This window comes from Rhodococcus opacus (assembly GCF_012396235.1).
GTDB lineage: Bacteria > Actinomycetota > Actinomycetes > Mycobacteriales > Mycobacteriaceae > Rhodococcus_F > Rhodococcus_F opacus.
Genome location: NZ_JAAXPA010000007.1, coordinates 1 through 19007, shown reverse-complemented (window position 1 = coordinate 19007; position 19007 = coordinate 1). Strand labels below are relative to the sequence as shown.

At 67.6% G+C, this 19007-nt stretch carries 22 protein-coding genes and 1 riboswitch; of the genes, 9 read left to right on the top strand and 13 right to left on the bottom strand.

Going from position 1 to position 19007, the window contains the following annotated elements; all coding sequences use genetic code 11:
* Nucleotides 1-23: 23 nt before the first annotated feature.
* The gene (locus HGB39_RS10950) at nt 24-1916 is read right to left on the bottom strand and encodes a glycoside hydrolase family 15 protein (protein WP_005561489.1); all 1893 of its coding nucleotides are present in this window, start codon (nt 1914-1916) and stop codon (nt 24-26) included.
* Between the two features lie 92 nt (nt 1917-2008).
* Complete coding sequence (locus tag HGB39_RS10945) at nt 2009-2896, bottom strand: sigma-70 family RNA polymerase sigma factor (protein WP_005561491.1); 888 nt, start codon at nt 2894-2896, stop codon at nt 2009-2011.
* A gap of 105 nt (nt 2897-3001) precedes the next feature.
* Here HGB39_RS10945 and HGB39_RS10940 point away from each other — a divergent pair, with 105 nt between their 5' ends.
* Nucleotides 3002-3766, top strand: coding sequence for an SDR family oxidoreductase (locus HGB39_RS10940; RefSeq protein WP_005561492.1), 765 nt, complete (start codon nt 3002-3004; stop codon nt 3764-3766).
* Here the strand turns inward: HGB39_RS10940 and HGB39_RS10935 are convergent.
* The 3 genes from HGB39_RS10935 to HGB39_RS10925 all read right to left on the bottom strand — a co-directional run bounded on the left by HGB39_RS10935 (nt 3751) and on the right by HGB39_RS10925 (nt 5064).
* The gene (locus HGB39_RS10935; protein WP_005561495.1) at nt 3751-4665 is read right to left on the bottom strand and encodes a SigB/SigF/SigG family RNA polymerase sigma factor; all 915 of its coding nucleotides are present in this window, start codon (nt 4663-4665) and stop codon (nt 3751-3753) included. The two genes, HGB39_RS10940 and HGB39_RS10935, sit on opposite strands and share 16 nt — an antisense overlap.
* 43 nt (nt 4666-4708) lie before the next feature.
* The gene (locus HGB39_RS10930) at nt 4709-4855 is read right to left on the bottom strand and encodes a hypothetical protein (protein ID WP_164709551.1); all 147 of its coding nucleotides are present in this window, start codon (nt 4853-4855) and stop codon (nt 4709-4711) included.
* Between the two features lie 65 nt (nt 4856-4920).
* Nucleotides 4921-5064, bottom strand: a complete 144-nt coding sequence (locus HGB39_RS10925; protein WP_037206481.1) for a hypothetical protein — start codon at nt 5062-5064, stop codon at nt 4921-4923.
* A 315-nt stretch (nt 5065-5379) separates the two neighbouring features.
* On the opposite strand from HGB39_RS10925, the gene HGB39_RS10920 reads away from it, so the two are divergent.
* Complete coding sequence (locus tag HGB39_RS10920; RefSeq protein ID WP_005262854.1) at nt 5380-5706, top strand: MerR family transcriptional regulator; 327 nt, start codon at nt 5380-5382, stop codon at nt 5704-5706.
* Between the two features lie 15 nt (nt 5707-5721).
* Here HGB39_RS10920 and HGB39_RS10915 read toward each other — a convergent pair whose 3' ends face one another.
* Nucleotides 5722-6105, bottom strand: coding sequence for a hypothetical protein (locus tag HGB39_RS10915; protein ID WP_005262853.1), 384 nt, complete (start codon nt 6103-6105; stop codon nt 5722-5724).
* 240 nt (nt 6106-6345) lie between these two features.
* Between HGB39_RS10915 and HGB39_RS10910 the strand changes: the two genes are divergently transcribed.
* The 3 genes from HGB39_RS10910 (at nt 6346) to HGB39_RS10900 (ending at nt 8307) form a co-directional block, all read left to right on the top strand.
* Nucleotides 6346-6654: a MerR family transcriptional regulator gene (locus HGB39_RS10910; RefSeq protein ID WP_005262852.1), complete on the top strand. Its 309-nt coding sequence runs from the start codon at nt 6346-6348 to the stop codon at nt 6652-6654.
* Nucleotides 6655-7084: 430 nt separating this feature from the next.
* Nucleotides 7085-7312, top strand: a complete 228-nt coding sequence (locus HGB39_RS10905; RefSeq protein WP_005262851.1) for a hypothetical protein — start codon at nt 7085-7087, stop codon at nt 7310-7312.
* Between the two features lie 29 nt (nt 7313-7341).
* A complete protein-coding gene (locus HGB39_RS10900; protein ID WP_005561500.1) occupies nt 7342-8307 on the top strand; it encodes a DUF8129 domain-containing protein in 966 nt (321 codons plus the stop codon).
* Here HGB39_RS10900 and HGB39_RS40190 read toward each other — a convergent pair.
* From HGB39_RS40190 to HGB39_RS10870, 6 genes are read right to left on the bottom strand one after another with little or no spacing between them, the layout of a single operon-like run.
* Nucleotides 8235-8771 (bottom strand): hypothetical protein, encoded by a 537-nt coding sequence (locus HGB39_RS40190; RefSeq protein ID WP_155756009.1) that lies wholly within the window; start codon nt 8769-8771, stop codon nt 8235-8237. The genes HGB39_RS10900 and HGB39_RS40190 overlap by 73 nt on opposite strands.
* On the bottom strand, nt 8756-9391 hold the full coding sequence (locus HGB39_RS40185) for an epoxide hydrolase family protein (protein ID WP_005561502.1): 636 nt from the start codon (nt 9389-9391) through the stop codon (nt 8756-8758). The genes HGB39_RS40190 and HGB39_RS40185 overlap by 16 nt, the downstream gene beginning before the upstream one ends.
* Nucleotides 9392-9446: 55 nt before the next feature.
* The gene (locus HGB39_RS10885; protein WP_005561504.1) at nt 9447-9797 is read right to left on the bottom strand and encodes a hypothetical protein; all 351 of its coding nucleotides are present in this window, start codon (nt 9795-9797) and stop codon (nt 9447-9449) included.
* A 49-nt stretch (nt 9798-9846) separates the two neighbouring features.
* The gene (locus tag HGB39_RS10880) at nt 9847-10674 is read right to left on the bottom strand and encodes a TIGR03620 family F420-dependent LLM class oxidoreductase (RefSeq protein WP_005561506.1); all 828 of its coding nucleotides are present in this window, start codon (nt 10672-10674) and stop codon (nt 9847-9849) included.
* Nucleotides 10675-10715: 41 nt separating this feature from the next.
* Nucleotides 10716-11519, bottom strand: coding sequence for a hypothetical protein (locus HGB39_RS10875; protein ID WP_005244499.1), 804 nt, complete (start codon nt 11517-11519; stop codon nt 10716-10718).
* 48 nt (nt 11520-11567) lie between these two features.
* Nucleotides 11568-11882 (bottom strand): DMT family transporter, encoded by a 315-nt coding sequence (locus HGB39_RS10870; protein ID WP_005262845.1) that lies wholly within the window; start codon nt 11880-11882, stop codon nt 11568-11570.
* Between the two features lie 10 nt (nt 11883-11892).
* Nucleotides 11893-11954, bottom strand: a riboswitch (guanidine-III (ykkC-III) riboswitch).
* A gap of 773 nt (nt 11955-12727) precedes the next feature.
* On the opposite strand from HGB39_RS10870, the gene HGB39_RS10865 reads away from it, so the two are divergent.
* Nucleotides 12728-13444: a response regulator transcription factor gene (locus HGB39_RS10865; RefSeq protein ID WP_005561510.1), complete on the top strand. Its 717-nt coding sequence runs from the start codon at nt 12728-12730 to the stop codon at nt 13442-13444.
* A gap of 80 nt (nt 13445-13524) precedes the next feature.
* Entirely contained in the window at nt 13525-14907 is a 1383-nt protein-coding gene (locus HGB39_RS10860) for a sensor histidine kinase (protein WP_007300968.1), read from the top strand.
* 3 nt (nt 14908-14910) lie between these two features.
* Here the strand turns inward: HGB39_RS10860 and HGB39_RS10855 are convergent, their stop codons facing one another.
* Nucleotides 14911-15336 (bottom strand): HIT family protein, encoded by a 426-nt coding sequence (locus HGB39_RS10855; RefSeq protein ID WP_182623624.1) that lies wholly within the window; start codon nt 15334-15336, stop codon nt 14911-14913.
* Nucleotides 15337-15476: 140 nt separating this feature from the next.
* Here HGB39_RS10855 and HGB39_RS10850 point away from each other — a divergent pair, with 140 nt between their 5' ends.
* Both HGB39_RS10850 and HGB39_RS10845 read left to right on the top strand, forming a co-directional pair.
* The gene (locus HGB39_RS10850; protein ID WP_005573358.1) at nt 15477-16730 is read left to right on the top strand and encodes a bifunctional glycosyltransferase family 2/GtrA family protein; all 1254 of its coding nucleotides are present in this window, start codon (nt 15477-15479) and stop codon (nt 16728-16730) included.
* Nucleotides 16727-18802, top strand: coding sequence for an ArnT family glycosyltransferase (locus tag HGB39_RS10845; protein ID WP_005573359.1), 2076 nt, complete (start codon nt 16727-16729; stop codon nt 18800-18802). The genes HGB39_RS10850 and HGB39_RS10845 overlap by 4 nt, the downstream gene beginning before the upstream one ends.
* The last annotated feature ends 205 nt before the right edge of the window (nt 18803-19007 follow it).

Genomic DNA, 19007 nt, shown 5'->3' with positions numbered 1-19007 from the left:
GGGACGTCGAGGTCCGCCTCGGCTCACATCAGTTCCCGCATCCGTTCGTGCAGGATGATGCGCCCCGCGGCCTCGATCAGCGCGAGGTGGGAGAACGCCTGCGGAAAATTGCCGAGATGACGGCCGGTGCTCGTGTCGAACTCCTCGGCGTACAGCCCGAGGGGAGAGGACACGCTGACCAACCGCTCCATCAAATCGGTTGCCTCCTGCACCTGTTCGACCACGGTCAGTGCCGACACCAGCCAGAACGAGCAGATCAGGAAACTGCCTTCCTTGCCCGACAACCCGTCGTCGGTTTCGCCGGTGCGGTAGCGCAGGACGAATCCGTCTTCGGTGAGATCGTTCGCGATGGCGTCGACGGTGGCGCGCAGGCGGGCGTCCCCGCGGGGAAGGAAGCCGAAGACCGCGGCGAGCAGGGTCGACGCGTCCAGCGCCTCGGTGTCGTAGTGCTGGCGCAGAACCCCGTTCTTCACCCCGTGCTCGAGGATGTCAGCGCGGATCTCTTCGGCTGTGGCGCGCCAGGTTTCCTCGGCCGAGCGATCGCCGCGGATGCCCGCGATCTTCGACGCCCGGTCGAGTGCCACCCAGCACATCAGCTTCGACGACACGTAGTGCTGCGGTGCGCCGCGAGCCTCCCAGATCCCCTGATCGGGGTTGCGCCACACCGCGGACGCGCACGTCGCCTGCTGCTGTACGAGCGGCCACAGCCGGCGGGGGAGGCGCTTGCTGCGCACCGTGTGCAACAGGATCGAGTCGAGGACGGCGCCGAACACGTCGTTCTGCCGCTGGTCGAACGCGCCGTTGCCGATGCGCACCGGACGCGCGCCCGCGTAGCCGGACAGGTCGTCGCGGGTCGACTCCGTCAGGTCGCGGGTGCCGTCGATCCCGTACATGATCTGCAGTGCGCCATCGCCGTTCGACTCGAGGTCTGCGATGAACTGCATGAATTCGTCGGCCTCCCAGTCCAGGTTCAGATAGTGCAGAGCCTGCAGTGTGAACGTGGAGTCCCGCATCCACGTGTACCGGTAGTCCCAATTGCGTTCGCCGCCCGGAGTTTCCGGTAGGGAGGTGGTGAGGGCTGCGACGGTGGCGCCGGTCGGCATGTACGTGAGTCCCTTGATGGTGAGGGCGGACCGCTGAATCGCCTCCCGCCACCGGTGATCGGGAAAACGTGCGTGGCTGAACCAGCGCCGCCAGAACGCCGAGGTTGCATCGAGTTGCGCGACAGCCTCTTCCGCAGTTTCCGGTGCGGCGAGTTCCGCCGCCCACGACAGCGCGCAGTAGAGGGTTTCACCCTTCTCGAGCACGTGCCGGGCGCGCACCCGCCCACCCTCGATGCCGAGCGCCATGTCCGTCTGCAGACGCAGGGTCCGCCCCGCGCCGCTCGCGTCGGCGGTGTGCCGATCGCCGTCCACGAGAACCCACTCCGCCGGTGTTCTCCCGTAGTCGAACACGGGCTCGCACACCAACTCCACCTCCACAGTGCCGTCGAGGCAGGTGACCGTGCGGACCAGCATGTGATCGGCGTCCTCGTCTGCAGGCGGCCGCGTGTGGGGAGTGATCGTGTCCTCGCCGCGGCTCGGCCCCATCGTCAGTGCACTGCGCACGGTCACCCAGCCGGTCGGCGTGTTCCACACCGCCGAAATGGTGTTGCTTCCCGGCTCGTACTGCCGGGATGCCGGAACGTTGAGCCCGAACGGGCCGATCCGGAACATCCCGGCCTCGCGGTCGAGGAGGGAACCGAACACGCTGGGCGAGTCGAAACGGGGCACGCACAGCCAGTCGACGGAACCGTCCGGCGCGATCAGCGCCCCGGTGTGACAGTTCGAGAGGAAGGCGTAGTCGGCGATGGGCGGGAACGGCGACGGCGCGGCCGCGCTCTGGGGTGGGGCGTCGTCGTCCGAGGCAGTAGTCACGTTCGCGCCCCTCTCCCGGCAGTGTCGGCCACCTCCATGCTGCGGGTCGGGGCGCGCAGGGTCATCACCCTGTACGGGTGACCGGGGTCCCGTCAGTCACCGAGAACCGCGAGATCGAGTCGGCGGACCCGATCGGGTTCCGCGATGACGTCGATCTCGGTGATCCGGCCGTCCGCGATGGTGAACGCCAGCACCACGTGCAACCGCCCGTGGAGGGCCATTACGAGCCCGGCCGCCCCGTTCACCAGGGCGACCTGGGTGAACCTGGCCCGTTCCGAGGAGGCGAGCGCGCCCCTGGCCACGACGCGGGCACCCCGGATCACGAGTGGGGCCGGGGTGGGGCCGACAGCCGGATCCGCGCGGAGCACAACATCCGGATCGAGCAGCGCGACCAGCGCGTCGAAGTCGCCGCCGCGCGTGGCGGCCAGATAGGCGTCGACGACGCGGCGCTGGCGTGCCAGATCCGCCGTGTCCGGCGCCGGCGAGACTCCTTTCACCCGTCGGCGGGCGCGGCTGGCGAGCTGTCGCACCGCGGTGGAGGACCGGCCCACGATGGGAGCCACGTCGTCGAAGGGCACGTCGAACATGTCGTGCAGCACGAACGCGAGCCGCTCGGCCGGGGTCAGCGTGTCGAGCACCACGAGCAGGGCCAGCCCGACCGAGTCGGCCAGCATCGCTGCGTGTTCGGGGTCGCCACCGTCCTCGTGACCGACGACCGGATCGTGCGCCTGCACGTCGAGAGGTTCCTCGCGCCGCTGCTCGCGTGATCGCAGCACGTTCAGGCACACCCGCGACACCACGGTGATCAGCCACGCCTCGAGATTGTCCACGTCGCCGGTGTCGGCGCGGTTCATGCGCAGCCACGCCTCCTGGACGGCGTCGTCGGCTTCGGTCACCGAGCCCAGCATCCGGTACGCGACGGCCCGCAGCCGGGGCCGGTGTTCCTCGAAACGCTCCGTCAGCCGATCGCGGTCGTCCACCGTGTCACATTCCTTCCTCGCCGCGTGTCTTAGCAGTAGATCCACCGAAAACCAGCTGCCGAGACCGGGAAACCGAGTCCCGCATCCAACGAATCTGGAGAGATCATGACATCACCCATTCTGATCACCGGCGGTACGGGCACGCTCGGACGTCAGGTCGTCCCACTGCTGCGGGCAGCGGGTCGGGACGTGCGGGTTCTCAGCAGGCACGGCCGCGAGCCCGGCGACGGCGTCGAGTACCTGGCCGGTGACTTGTTCGAGGGCAAGGGAATAGAGCCTGCGCTGGAGGGGGTCGAGATCGTTCTGCACTTGGCGGGCGGACCCAAGGGTGACGAGGTCGCGACGCGGAACCTGGTGGAGGCCGCCTCGCGCGCCGGGGTGCAGCACCTCGTGTACATCTCGGTGATCGGCGCCGACGGCGTTCCGCTCGGCTGGTTCGGATCCAAGCTGGCAGCGGAACGAGCGGTGGCCGACTCGGGTGTGCCGTGGACGACGCTGCGCGCGGCCCAGTTCCACGATTTGGTGCTGACCATGCTGCAGAAGATGGTGAAACTGCCGGTGATCCCGGTGCCGGGCGGACTGCGCTTCCAGCCGGTCGATTCGGGGGAGGTCGCGGCGCGACTGGTGGAACTGACGCTCGCGGCACCGGCCGGCCTCGTACCCGACCTGCCCGGGCCGACCGTGTACGGCATGGCCGATCTGATGCGCGGATACCTGAAGGCGACCGGAAGGCATCGGCTGATGATGCCGGTCCGGATGCCGGGAAAGGCCGGCCGCGCGTACCGGGAGGGCGCGAACCTGTCACTCGACGTCGCAGCGACGGGCAAGCGGACGTGGGAGGATTTCCTGGCCGACTACGAGAGCATCTGACCGCCGACGTCGGCGAGTTTCCCGCGCAGATCCGCCAGGGTCTTGGTCAGGAGCCGAGACACCTGCATCTGCGAGACACCCACCCGCGCTGCGATCTGCGACTGGGTCATGTTGCCGAAGAAGCGCAGGACCAGCACAGTGCGTTCGAGGTCGGGAAGTGATTCCAGCAGAGGTGCGAGGACCACGTGGTCCTCGACGTGCGCGAGGGCGGGGTCGACGTCGCCGATCGTCTCCGACAGCGGGCGTTCGTTCTCACCGAGCGGGAAATCGACGGACAGGGTGCTGTACGCGTCGGCGACCCGGAGCCCCTGGACTACTTCGTCCTTGTCGATCCCGAGGGCCTCGGCCAGTTCGCTCGCCGTCGGAGCGCGTCCGAGCGTCGTGGTCAGGTCGGTTGTCGCGTTGGTGAGGGAGAGGTGCAGTTCCTGCATGCTGCGCGGGACGCGCATGGCCCAGCCCGTGTCGCGGAAGTGCCTGCGCACCTCGCCGGTGATGGTCGGGACGGCGTAGGACACGAAGTTCCCTCCGCAGCGGGCGTCGAAGCGGTCGACGGCCTTGACCAGGCCGAGGCGGGCGACCTGGATCAGGTCGTCGAGTGGTTCGCCGCGACCGTGGAAACGCCGGGCGATGTGTTCGGCGAGCGGCAGGCAACGTTCGATCAGTCGCTGTCGCAACACTTCGCGGCGGGGGTCGGAGGCGGCGAGCCGGCCGATGGCCTCGCACTGTGCGGGCACGTCACGGTACTGGTCGCGCTCGCCGCGCGCGGCCTGCGGGCGTTCCAGTCGTCGTTCGTCTGTTGCGACCTCCGCCGCAGGCTTCGTGCGACGCGTCGGCGTCGTCCTCGGGGGGATGCGACGGATCTCGCAGGATGGTGCTAGGAGCTGGGTGGACACATTCATGGCTCTGCCCTTCTCTGACCGGCCGGCATCGGCAATGGCGTCGCTATTCGACGAGTGCGGGTGAGGTGTCGGCGGCCTCGTCGGCGAACATCGCCTCGATCCGGGCCTTGATTTCCTCGGTGCTCATCGTTGCTCCGCCTCGCGAGGCAGTAGTGGTGGCGGAAGCGTGGGATGTGGAACTGGCGGGCATGAGCGATGTGTCCTGTCGGGTGTGAAGGGGCGGTATGAGACGGAGAGCGGTGGCCGGGCCGGCCGTCAGGTCGGCAGGGAGGAGAGGAGGGTGAGTGCGCTGAGGGCCAGCGTGGCGATCAGGCCGCCGGCGATCGCTCCACCACTGCGTGCGCCGAGAACGAGGACTTCGCCGTCGTGGGGAGCGTTCTGCGGGTTGTGTGTGGTCATCGCTTCTCCTTGGTGCCCAACTCGTGGTGAGAACTTATCTGCGTTGAAGGATATAGATTTGTTCTACAGTCATAGCGCAGGAAGTTCAAGCGGAATCGGCAAGATAGCTGCTCGAGACGGTGCTTCGCCGGGCCGGAGAACCGGACCGGGAAGAGATCAGATGACGCCGGGTGGCCCTCCGGCTGCCGAGAACTGCGATGCAGGAGTGGGGACAGCGCGGTACGCGCAGGGCGGAGCGAACCTGCACCCCCTGCGGCACATTGTGTCTACCGAACCTTGGTAGGATTGATGCGCCCTGAGAAGAAGGGAGATCCGGTGACGTCCTCTCATGTGCCGCTTCGTTCGCAGCGGGGTGTGTACGGGATCTCGGTAACGTCGGAGTTGACGGGTATCGGGCCGCAGACGCTGCGCTTGTACGAGCGGCGAGGGTTGATCACACCGACTCGCACGGGCGGTGGAACACGCCGGTACAGCGAGGACGATGTCGCGCGCCTCCAGAAGATCACCGAACTCGTCGCGGCCGGTGTCAATCTGATCGGAATCGGTCAGATCCTTCAGCTCGAAGCCGAGAACGCGATCCTTGCGGCGCGCAACGCCGAACTCGAGCGGCTCGTGCAGTCCGAGGTTCCGGATCGCGCCTGAGCCGCGCCTACCGGCTCAGCTCGCAGACTGGTCGTTGGTGGGGGTGAACTCGTCGAACGACGCGTCGGCCGACTGCCATTTGCCCTTCGCCCGGATATCGGCGAACGCGAGGTCGAACGCGTCCACCAGCCATGCGTGCTCGGCGGCGGCAAGAAGTTCGTCGGACGTTCCGTCGGTGACGCCCTGGTAGAGGCTGACCCGCCATTCGGACGTGTTCTCGACCGTGTCGGTCAGTCCGTCGGCGGCGTTGGATGCGAGAAGGTAGCGGTTGTACTCGAAATCGACCCGGATCGCATAGCCCGCACCGGTGTTGACCACATTTGCCGGTCGCTGAGTTGCCGCGGCGAGCGCGGTGAGAGCGTCGCGGTAGCGGTCTGCGTGTTCCTGAGTGCGGGGCACCGTCTTCTCGTCTCTGGGGCAGAGGCCGTGGCACTCGCGGCCACGACACCTCCACGAACCCTGCCTGGACGGCCTCGGTTCGTGTTCGGTTCGGATCCGAGATTACGTCACCCGGTCCTGATCCTCGCCGCAGCCGAGGGTGCGTGCTGAGTGCAATATGCAAAATCTATATCTCCAATTGCAGATTCGTTTCATTCGTTTGTTAACATCAGGTGTTCCTTAAGCAGAAGGGAGCCTGTTATGACCATCGATGCCCTACCTCGCTCGTGTCGCGGGGTCTACGGAATTGCGGTGGCGTCGGAGTTGACGGGCATCGGCCCGCAGACCCTGCGGCTGTACGAACGTCGCGGATTGCTGACCCCTGCCCGGACCAGCGGCGGCACCCGTAGATACAGCGAAGACGATCTGGTCAGGCTGGCGCGCATAGCGCAGCTCATGGAGGACGGAGTGAACGTCCCGGGTATTCGGAGGATCCTCGCGCTCGAATCCGAGAATGCGGATCTGGCGTCCCGGTTGGAAGGCTCGGGGGGCGACTCGGCCGGAGAGTGATCCGTACGGCCATGCCATTGGGGATCGACGAATTCCACGATCGACGTCGGTCTCGGCCTCCGACATTCGAGAGCATCTTTGCTGGTCCTGGTGGGTTTCAGAGCGGTGATCCTCGCGTCGGTCGATTCTCTTGCTCGCAAGGGTTGAACTTTACTGTCGAGTAGTTATGATGAAATCTGTATCAGCCAGAGCAGATAAGTTGACGACCCGAACGAGCCGCACGCATATGAGCATGTGACGTTGCGGCAGGGAGAGAACAAGCAATGGCCGAACGAGACACTGCCCGTCCAGTCGATGTCGTCAGCGCGCTACCGCTGTATATCGCGAAACCCGGGCACTGCGCGAAGGCGCCGACAGCGTCGTCCGGCGAACGTCCTCTCGTGTAGTCCCGACTCTGGTCCGCATTCGACTCCAGACGGGAAATCGAACCATGACCCTTGCCCACAATGCACTCCGCACGCGCACTCCCCGGCACGCGAAGAATCAGCAGGACGAGCCCGACCGTCGTTTCTCGCTCGGGACCGCTCTCATCGCTGCGCTCGTTGCCGCCGTGCCCGCGGTGTCCGTGACCGGATCGGCGGTCCTCGCGGCCGTCACCGGTGCGTCCGTTCTGATCGGCGTCCTACTCGCGGCATATCTCATCTCCAGCCTGATCTGACCGCATCCCACGTACTGGAAGGACACACCATGACCGTCACCACCGTCCCCACACTGATCACCCAGCTGCACGCCGTCCTCGATCTCACCAATACCGAAATCCAGGTTGCCGAAACGCGCGTCACGCAGGCGCGCACGGAGGCCGTGCGCCGAGAACTGACCGAGAACGCCGAAAACGGACGCCTCCGCGCGGAGGCGATCTCACGCGCCATCCGCGATCTCGGGGGAGTGCCGGAGATCGTCGGCCCCCTGCTCGGCCGGGTGGCAGCGGCGCTGAAGGCGATGGCGGAGCAGGCACAGCCGTTCGACGAGGCCCTGCTCGGCGACCTCGCCCTCGAGCACCAGCTGCTCGACCGGGCGCGGTACGTGAAGGCCCTCGCGACCGCGGCTGGGAAGCAGGACGTCGTCCGGTTGGCCGATCGGCTGGTCACCGCGCACGCCGCGACCGTCGACTGGTTGACCACGGTGCTCGCGGAGGAGGCGCTCGGCGGACCGGCGGCACTGCGACGCACCCTGTTCCAGGCGGCGACCGGCGCCACGATCCGGCTGATCAACGTCCCCGTCTCGTGGTCCGCGCGCGGCATCGACCGTGCTCTCGACACGGCCCGCACCACCCCGCCGATGCTGAGCGCGTTGCTCGGGCGAGGCGCCCACGCGGGCGACGTCGCGGTGAAGACGCTCGCGGCATCGCGTGATGCCGCCCTCGAAACGGCCGAGCAGGTCACTCGCAACGAAGGCGCTGATGGAGTCGCAGACGCGATTCATTCCGCACGCGCCGCCGGTGGCGTCCTGGAGGCGGATGAACTCCCGATCGCCGACTACGACGACCTCAACGTGTCCCAGGCCGTCGCCGCCGTCAAGGAACTGACCGATCCCTCCGACGTGCGCACCGTCGTCGCCTACGAGGAAGCCCACAAGGACCGTCAGGGCGTGGTCTCCGCGGCCCAGACGCGACTGGCCGGCATTGCCCAGGAGGTTGCCGGTATCGGCAACTGACGCAACACCGTCGACGAACTCGCCGGTCCCGATGCCCGGGGCCGGCGAGTTCGTCGTGTCCCGCTCAGCGGAGTCCGGCGAAGAACTCCTGGATGTCCGCGGTCAAGGTCTCGGGCTCTTCGAGTGCGGCGAAGTTGACCGCCACGGTCCTCGACGTCGGTCCACCGCGTGATCGCGTGTTCCTGCTCGGCGTAGCGACGGATGCCGACGTCGTGGGCGAAGACGATGACCGCGGTCGGGATCCCGGACGCGGATTTGGCGGCGCCCCAGGATGATTCCTGCATGTAGCCGACGTACGCGGACGAAGACGCGGTGTCGGTGAGCCAGTACAGCATGACGTTGGTGAGCAGCCGGTCGATGCCGACGACGTCGTGGGGGAGCGCCTCGCGGGGATGCGTCCACTCGCGGAACTTGTCGACGATCCAGGCGAGCTGGCCCCACCGGCGAATCAGCCAGCGCGGCACCGAGAGTCGCGGGTCCCGTGGACTGGATGGAGATGTAGCCGAACTCCTCGGACATGTACCGGGACACCCGGTTCAGGCGATCCCGCGACACCGTAGCGGTGGTAGCCGAGCCGGCTCATCAGCTCAGCCCACGCCGTGGCGATACGGGTAGTGTCCCAGCCCGATTCGCGGACCGGTCCGGAGAACCCGAATCCGGGCAGCGACGGCACGACCACGTGGAACGCGTCGGCGGGGTTGCCCCCGTGCGCTGCGGGGTCGGTGAGGGGCCCGATCACGTCGAGGAACTCGACGAACGAACCCGGCCAGCCGTGGGTGAGGACGAGGGCCAATGCGTCCGGTTCGGGTGAGCGCACATGGAGGAAGTGGATGTTCTGACCGTCGATCTCGGTGACGAACTGCGGGATGGTGTCGAGCGACTTCTCCTGCGCTCGCCAGTCGAACTCGTCGCGCCAGTACGTGACGAGTTCGACCAGGTAGGACGTGGGCACACCGCTCGCCCAGTCGTCACCCGGGAGGGGTGTGCCGAACCGGGTGCGCGCGAGGCGATCGGCGAGATCGTCGAGTTGCTCCTGCGCGATGTCGATGCGAAACGGACGGATGGTCTTCGTCGTGTCGGTCATACCGGGCACGCTACGAAGGGTTGAGGACAGTTCCGGTCCTCGATTGCGATCCGGGTCAGCAGGCCCCGGTCTTGGCGGCGTCGTAGGCCTGGATCATCTGGTCCTTGCGCTCCTGCGGGGCGTCCTTCCACTCCGGCGTCTCGGCCGACTGGGTGAACAGGTCGTCGAGGGCCTTCGTGCGGTCGAACGTCTCGCCGCTCTGCTGCGCGCGAGCCTCCGCGCCGTTCGCGTACTGGAGCAGGCCTTTGCACAGGTCCGCGACGGCGGGCAGGTCTGCGGAGGATGCCTCGGTGGCCTCGATCGTTGCGCTCGCCGGGGACTCGGCCTGGGTGGTGGTCGATTCGGAACTGCATGCCCCGAGCAGCAGGGCGGCAGGGATCAACAGCGCAACGATGGTTCGTGTCATGCGAAATACATACCAGAGGCACGGGTCGGCTGCTGTCGGCCGGTCGGTCCTATGCACGAAGTGGCAGCAGTCTCGCGAGCTGCCGGGCCGCCTCGTCCGGCCGCTCACCCAGTTCGTTGACGACGACATGATCGGCACCGGCCGCGAGGTGGCTGTGGACCCGCGCGACGATCGCGTCCGCGTCGCCCCAGGCGACCAGGTCGTCGACGAGCGGGTCGCTCAACCCCGCGATGTCGTCGGCGCCGAAACCCATCCGTACGAAGTTGGTGGCGTAGCCGCCCACCCCGGACAGGAAGCGGAGCGGAACGCGGGCCGTGTCGCGGGCCTGCGCGGCGTCGGCGCCGAGCACCGTCATCAGCGAGACGACGAGCGTGGCGTCCGGACCGAGGATGCGCCGCGCCTCGGCGGTGTAGTCGGGGGTGACGAGGAGCAAGACGGCCCCCGCGGCCCTGTCCCGCGCGAGTTCCAGCTTGCGCGGGCCCAGCGCGGCCAGAATCCGTCGCTCCGCCGGCACCGGCGGATCGAACCGGTCGAGCCTGTCGAGATAGTCGTTCAACGCCCGGAACGGCCGGGGGACCTGCGGGCCACCCAGTCCGACGACGAACCGGTCCGGCGCCGTGGTCTGCAGATCCGCATGAAGCTGTGCGACGGCGCCCGAGTCGTACACGCCGACCGGGATGATGCCGGTCGCGACGGGGATCGAGTCGGTCGCCCGGACGACAGCCGAGATCCGGTCCAGGCTGTCGATCTGACCGCCCCGCAGCCAGATCGCCGAATAGCCGAGGGATTCCAGCCGGGCCGCCTCGTCGAGGTACGTCTCGTCCGGTGAGATGTTCAGGGAGATGCCGATTGGTCCGAGGCCTTCGATGCGAGTCATCAACCGACCGTAAAACCTCGAGTCACGTTCAGGTCAAGGCGTCAGGCGGGCCCGAGTGTGTAGTCGACGCCTGGGCGGTCGCCCTTGCCCTTGAGCCAGCGTCCTGGCAACTTGCCGGCGAGGTCGCCGAGCGGCCCGACCGCGGCGCTGAGAATCCCCACCGTTTCCTGCAGCAGGTCGATGCTGGCGCTCATCCGCTCGAGGTTGGGAGCCAGCGCCGTCAGCGTCTCGGACAGCGCCACGATCTGGTCGAGCGGGCCGCCCTCGGCGATGAGACGTTCGAACGCGCCACCCTCCGACAGCAGGGTCTCGAGGATGCCGTTCTCGGCGAGCGCCCGGTCCACGAGTCCACCCGGCGCCGTGAGCCGCTCGACCGCACCGTCCTGCGCGGTCAGCCGTTCGAGCGGTCCCTGTTCGGCGGTGAGACGGTCGAGCAGGCCGTCTTTCGCGAGAAGCCGTTCCAGGGTTCCGTCCTCGGCGAGCACCCGGTCGAGCGGGCCGTCCTTGGCGAGAACCCGCTCGAGCGGGCCGCCCGGCTCGAGCAACCGTTCGAGGGTGCCGCCCTCCGAGGTGAGTCGGTCGACGGGACCACCCGGAGCGAGCAGGCGGTCGAGCGGACCACCCGGCTGGAGGGCCTGCCCGAGCGGCCGGTCGTTGGCCGCGAGCGACGACAGCTGGCTGATCACCTGCAGCGGGCTGCCCTGGGTGCTCATCCCCGTGACCACACCGGTTCCGGCGACCGCCGTCCGGACGGTCACCAGGCTCGCTTCGGCGATTCCGAGACCGACATCGGCCGCCGCGAGACCGACACGCACCGGGAGGGTCATCAACGACACCAGGTTCATGGAATTACTGTAACCCGCGACACACAAGCATCGAGTGTCGCGATCCGGTCAGTGCAGAACCTTCAGTCCGACGACGCATCCCACGATGCCCAGGATCAGGAGGATCTTCACCAGCGAGGAACTCTCGGCGCCGGTCACCATCGCGAACCCGACCGTGAGGGCTGCGCCGATGCCGACCCAGACCGCGTACGACGTTCCGATGGGGAGACTGCGCATCGCGAACGCCAGACCCGCCATGCTGAGAATCAACGCGACGCCGAACACGACACTGGGTCCGAGTTTGCTGAACCCGTCCGATCGGCCGAGGGCGGTGGCCCAGACGGCCTCCAGGACTCCCGACAGCACAAGCACGATCCACGCCATGACAAACCTCCGGGCACCGTCTTGTCGCTGGCCGGGTACGGTGCGCTCGTCCGGATGTCGTGTCGACGATTTCCACGGTACCCAACGGGGCGCTCCGCGCCTGTGAGTGGTGAGCGAGTACACACACTCCTCGGACGCGCACGGGTTGCGAATGCGCCGATTATCTCGCAGATCGAGGTCGCCTCATTTATTGTCGAGCGAAACAGTGAATTCTGTGCATATACCACGGAAGATAACGAGGCACATCATGATGCTCGGACTGCTCGCGGCAATCAACAGCGCATTCACCCTCGGACTCGCCAACACGATCGGGACGTTCGGTGGAGTGGTACTCAACCTGAACGTCGTAGCCTGAACTTCCTGCCTGTCAAGGCAACTCCGCTCCCACAACCCCGCTGTCGGATAGACGGCGGGGTTGTCTCGTGCGTTCGACGACCGGAGGCGACGGCACGCGGAGCGCAACTTTCCCATCCTTGCTCATGCGCCGAGAATTTCCCCCTTTTTCGGTAAAGAAGAATGGGTGATTTTATTCGGGGAATTCGCGTGCGTGTGTCGCCGCGAATTCATCGGAGTTGACCTAGTGTCATCTGCAACGCGCACGGACAGCGCGCAACCACCCCTTCCCAGGGGCAACGATGGAGGTCACGATGCTCGGACTGCTCGGGGCACTCAACAGCGGTGTCACACTCGGATTGGCCAACACGATCCTGACGTTCGGCGGGGTAGTACTCAACCTCAACATCGTGGTGAACTGACGACCGGAAACCGACCGCACGGGCCGACGGTACCGGCTCCCAGGAATCTCCCAGGAAACCTACAGCGACGATCCAGCGGCGCGAGTGATGATGGGTTGCGTGAATGAGAAGCCTGTCGAAGCCCGCGTCCTCGTCGTCGACGACGAACCGAACATCCTCGAGTTGCTGTCCGTGAGTCTGCGGTTTCAGGGATTCGAGGTGGCGACGGCGTCGACCGGGGCCGAGGGACTCGACACGGCCCGCACGTTCCGCCCGGACGCTGTCATCCTCGACGTCATGATGCCGGGAATGGACGGGTTCGGCCTGCTCAAGCGGCTGCGCGCCGACGGTGTGGACGCTCCGGTGCTGTTCCTCACCGCGAAGGACGCGGTGGAGGACAAGATCAGCGGACTCACCCTCGGCGCGGACGACTACGTCACCAAGCCGTTCAGCCTCGAAGAAGTGGTGACCCGGCTGCGCGTCATCCTGCGGCGGGCAGGCAAGGTGTCGGTGGAGGAACAGTCCGCCCGCATCAAGTTCGCCGACATCGAACTCGACGACGACACGCGGGAGGTCTGGAAGGCGGGTGACCTGGTGTCGCTGTCGCCGACGGAGTTCACGCTGCTGCGGTACTTCATGGTCAACGCCGGCACCGTGCTGAGCAAGCCGCGGATCCTCGACCACGTCTGGAACTACGACTTCGGCGGTGAGGTCGGGGTGGTCGAGTCGTACGTGTCCTACCTTCGCCGGAAGGTCGACACGGGTGAGACGCCGCTGATCCACACCCTCCGCGGAGTCGGCTACGTGATGCGAGAACCGCGGCGATGACCGCGCCTGCGGCTCCGCGGGAGTCGGCCGAGGCGGTCGCCGCTGTCCCGAACAGGCCTGCGCGACGGTGGATTCGCTCGATGCCGCTGCGCATCACCCTCGTCGGTGCCGTGCTCCTGCTCGCTGCGCTCGGGCTCCTCGCATCCGGTGTCGCAGTGACGTCGGCGCTCGAAAATTCGCTGACCAACCGCGTCGATCACCAACTGCACGACGCGGCTCAGGGGTGGGCGAAGCCTGGCAAATCGCGCCCGCTGCCGCCGCCGGTCGAACCGAACCTCGGCCGCCCACCGAGCCCGTTCTACGTCCGCACGACGCTGCCGAACGGAACGGTCCTGCGCGAGATCAACGACGAATCCGTCTCCCCCGCGCTGCCCGAGAACCCGGCGGCCGGGCCCGACACGGTCGGCTCGACCGACGACTCCGACGTGCGGTGGCGGGTGCTGACGACGACCGCGCCGGACGGAACCGAGACCACCGTCGCGATGACACTCACCGAGAACGACGAAACGGTGAACCGTTTGATCGTCCTGCAACTCATCATCGGTGTGGTGGTGCTGATCGCGCTGGGAGTGGTCGCGTACTTCGTGGTCCGGCGCAGTCTGCGACCCCTCGTCGAAGTGGAGGAGACCGCAGCGGCGATCGCGTCGGGTGACTTGCACCGGCGTGTTCCGGAACGGGACGACCGTACCGAGATCGGACGACTGTCCGTGGCGCTCAACGGAATGCTCGCTCAGATCCAGCACGCGTTCGCCGCCACCGAGGCGTCGGAGGAATCGGCGCGGCGCTCCGAGGAGAAGATGCGGCGATTCGTCGCCGACGCGAGCCACGAGCTGCGCACCCCGCTCACCACGATCCGCGGCTTCGCCGAACTGTATCGACAAGGCGCGATGACCGACACCGAAACCCTGATGAGTCGCATCGAAGGGGAGGCGTCGCGGATGGGACTCCTCGTGGAGGATCTCCTGATGCTCGCCCGGCTCGATGCCCAGCGCCCCCTCGAGACCCGGCCCGTCGACCTGCTGTCGGTGGCCTCGGACGCCGTGCACGGGGCACGCGCTCTCGCCCCCGATCGGTCCATCGCGCTCGACGTCCGCCCCGGACCCGGGACACCGGAGGTGATCGGTGACGAGGCCCGGCTGCGGCAGGTCCTCGGCAACCTGCTCGCCAACGCCGTCAAACACACCCCCGCCACCGCGGACGTGACGGTGCGGCTGAGCACCACCGAACACAGCGTCGTGCTCGAGGTGGCCGACACCGGACCCGGACTCAGCGAGGAGGACGCGGCCCGGGTGTTCGAGAGGTTCTACCGCACCGACGCCTCCCGCACCCGGGAGAGCGGCGGCAGCGGGCTGGGCCTGTCGATCGTGGCGGCCCTGGTCGCCGCCCACCGCGGGTCGGTGACCGTCGACAGCCGGCCCGGTGAGGGTGCCACGTTCCGGGTGGAACTGCCGCGGTCGAGCTGACCGTCAGTCGGGGACGTTGCCGCCGTGGCCGAGTTCGCGCAGCGCCGCCTTGAGCTTCGACTGCGCCTCGTCGAGCGATTCCTGGGACGGATTCTGCTCGGCGTTGCTGATGTTGAAATCGCCGAGGTCGTAGGCCGGGAAGACGTGTACGTGCAGGTGCGGCACCTCGAGACCGGCGATGAGCAGACCCGCCCGCGGTGCGTCGAAAGCGGGGCGGACGGCCTGTCCGATCGTGCGGGCGACGTCCATGACCTTCGTCCAGATCTCACCGTCGACGTCCTGCCACTGGTCCACCTCCTTGCGGGGTACGACGAGCGCATGGCCCTGCGTGACGGGGGCGATCGTGAGGAACGCGACGACGTCCTCGTCCTCCCACACGAAACGTCCGGGCAGATCTCCGTTGATGATGGCGCTGAATACAGATCCCATGGCCGCCATTATGCGGCTTCGCCCCCCGTGAGTACTTATTAACCTCCCGCGGTTAACAAGTACTCACGGGCGCGAAGCGCACAGGAAACTCCCAGCCTGCGTCCAGAGTCATCGGAGCGTACGGGACGAATCTTGGACGCATGACGACGAATTCCCTCTCCCGCGCACCGGGCGCCATGGGACGACTCGAGACCCCCGAAACCTCCGAGACCGCGCCCGTGCTCGACGTTGTCGTGCCGGTCTACAACGAGGAAGCCGGACTCGAACGTTGCGTGCGCCGGCTGCGGCGGCACCTCGACGAGAACGTTCCCTACTCCGCCCGGATCACCATCGCCGACAATGCCAGCGTCGACGCCACCCTCGCAGTGGCGCACCGTCTGGCCGCCGAGATCGACGGCGTCCGTGTCGTGCACCTCGACGAGAAAGGGCGCGGCCGTGCTCTGCGTGCGGTGTGGAGCGGCTCCGACGCCGAGGTGGTGGCGTACATGGACGTCGACCTGTCGACGGACCTCAACGCCCTGATGCCGCTCGTTGCGCCCCTGTTGTCGGGGCATTCGGACATCGCGATCGGGTCCCGTCTCGCCCGCTCGTCGCGGGTGGTCCGGGGACCGAAGCGCGAGTTCATCTCCCGCAGCTACAACCTCATCCTCCGCAGCGCGTTGCACGCGCGGTTCTCCGACGCGCAGTGCGGGTTCAAGGCCATGCGGGCGGACGTCGCGCAGCGCCTGCTGCCGCTGGTCGAGGACACCGGATGGTTCTTCGACACCGAGCTGCTGGTGCTCGCGGAACGCGCCGGCCTGCGCATCCACGAGGTCCCCGTCGACTGGGTCGACGACCCGGACAGTCGCGTCGACATCGTCGCGACCGCCGTCGCCGACCTCAAGGGCGTGTGGCGGGTGGGCCGGGCACTGTCCACCGGATCGCTGCCCATCGGCAGCCTGCGCGACAGTTTCGGCCGCGAGCCGCTGGTGCCCGGAGTTCCGCGTGGCATGGTCGGGCAGCTGGCCCGGTTCGCCGTGATCGGCGTCGCGTCGACCGTCGCGTACGCGCTGCTCTACCTGATCCTGCATCCGATCGTGGGCGCGCAGTGGGCCAACGCCGTCTCACTGCTCGTCACGGCCGTGCTCAACACGGCCGCGAACCGCGCGTTCACGTTCGGTGTCCGCGGATCCCAGGGCGCCGCCCGGCATCAGATGCAGGGGCTGCTCGTGTTCGCCTTCGGACTGCTGCTCACCAGCGGTTCGCTGTACGTCCTCCACTCGGCGGCCCCGGACGTGTCCAAGCACGTCGAACTCGCCGTCCTCGTCCTCGCCAATCTCGTTGCCACCATCAGTCGTTTCATAGCCCTTCGCTGGGTGTTCCGGAACGCACGCCCCGAAGGAGCTCACGCATGACGACGACCCTCGAACAACCGAAGGTCGAAGGGGCCGAACCACCTCCCGCCCGCATGCGGTGGGAGCCGTGGGCGCTCGCCGCACTCCTGGTCGGGACCGCGGTCGCGTACATCTGGGGGCTCGGCGCCTCCGGCTGGGCCAACTCGTTCTACGCCGCCGCGGTCCAGGCGGGTTCGGAGTCGTGGAAGGCGTTCTTCTTCGGATCCTCCGATGCCGCCAACTCCATCACCGTCGACAAGCCCCCGATGTCGCTGTGGCTGATGTCGCTGTCGGTCCGGGTCTTCGGGCTCAGCTCGTGGGCGATGCTGGTACCGCAGGCCCTCCTCGGGGTCGGTTCCGTCGCCCTGCTGTACGCCACGGTGAAGCGGTGGTTCGGCGCCCCGGCGGGTCTGCTCGCGGGTCTCGTGCTGGCGCTGACGCCGATCGCGGTGCTGATGTTCCGGTTCAACAACCCCGACGCCCTGCTGGTGCTGCTGATGATCGCCTCCGTGTGGGCGATGCTGCGGGCCGTGGAGGAGGGACGCACCCGGTGGATGGTGCTGACCGGCGTGTTCGTCGGTTTGGGGTTCCTGACCAAGCAGCTTCAGGTGATGCTCGTCGTCCCGCCGCTCGCTCTGACCTATCTCGTCGCGGGACCGCCGAAGTTCGGCAAGCGCCTCGCCCAGTGCTTCGCGGCGCTCGGCGCGATGATCGTCTCCGCGGGCTGGTGGTTGCTGATCGTCGAACTGTGGCCGGCGTCGTCGCGGCCCTGGATCGGCGGTTCGCAGAACAATTCGATCCTCGAACTCACGCTGGGCTACAACGGTCTCGGCCGGTTGAACGGTGAGGAGACCGGCAGTGTCATGCCCGGGGGCGGTCGAGGGGAGGTGGCAGCGGCCATGGGCGGTGCCGGCGAGGCCATGGCGGGCGGCCGCTTCCCCGGAGGAGGCGCCCCCGGCGGTGGCGGTATGTGGGGTAGCACCGGCATCACGCGGATGTTCGAGTCGGCTCAGGGCGGTCAGATCGCCTGGCTGATGCCGGCCGCACTGATCCTGCTGGTCGCCGGTCTCGCACTGCGCGGCAGGGCACCTCGCGTCGACACCCAGCGTGCGTCGTTCCTCGTGTGGGGTCTTTGGCTGCTCGTGACCGGACTGACCTTCAGCTTCATGGCGGGCATCTTCCACGCGTACTATACCGTCGCACTCGCACCTGCCGTGGCCGCGCTGGTGGCGATCGGTTCGGCGACGCTGTGGCGTCGACGGGACACGCTGTGGGTGCGAGCGGTTCTCGCCACGACACTGCTGGCCACCGCTGCCATGTCCTGGGTTCTGCTCGGACGCAGCGCGTCGTTCGTGCCGTGGCTGAAGTGGGCCGTGGTCGTCGTCGGCGTCGTCGCTGCGGTTGCCGTGCTCGTCCCGGCGCTGACCCGAGGCCGGATCGGTGCCGTGGTCACGCTGGCCGCGCTGTTCACCGGCCTCGCCGGTCCGACGGCCTACGCCGTCGACACCATCGCGACGCCGCACACCGGTTCGATCGTCTCGGCCGGACCCAACGTCGAAGGCGCCCACGGAGGCCCCGGCGGGATGGGTGGCCCTGGCGGCATGGGGGGTGCTGGACGCACCGACGGTGCCGCGGTGCCCACCTTGCCGGGCGGTGCCCTTGCCGGCGCAACGGACGGCGCGGCGGCAGGAGCCACCGACGGCATGGGCGGTATGGGTGCCATGGGCGGCGCCGCCGGGGGACTGCTCTCCGGCAGCGAGCCGGGCGCCGAGCTGGTGGCGTTGCTCGAACAGGATTCCGGCAACTACACCTGGGTGGCAGCGGCCATCGGATCCAACAGTGCATCCGGCTACCAGCTCGCCACCGAGGATCCGGTCATGCCGATCGGCGGATTCAACGGCAGCGATCCGTCACCCACGCCGGAGCAGTTCCAGCAGTACGTGGCGGACGGCAAGATCCACTACTTCATCTCCGGCGGCCGAGGCGGCGGAATGGGTGGAGACGGAACGGCATCGGAGATCTCCACCTGGGTGCAGGAGAACTTCACCGCCGTCACCGTCGACGGCGTGACCCTGTACGACCTCATGTCCTGACCGAAACCGGCTGTGAGTACTTGTTAACCGCCCGCGGTTAACAAGTACTCACAGCTGTTTCAGAGGGGGAACGAGATCTCGGGTGTGCGGCAGATCAGCAACCTCCGTACGCGGCCCGAGCCGTCGAGCTGTGCCGAGGTGTTGAACGAGGCCTCGAAATCGCCGTTCCGTGTGGTGCGTCCCAGCGCCAGCTCGACCTCTCCGA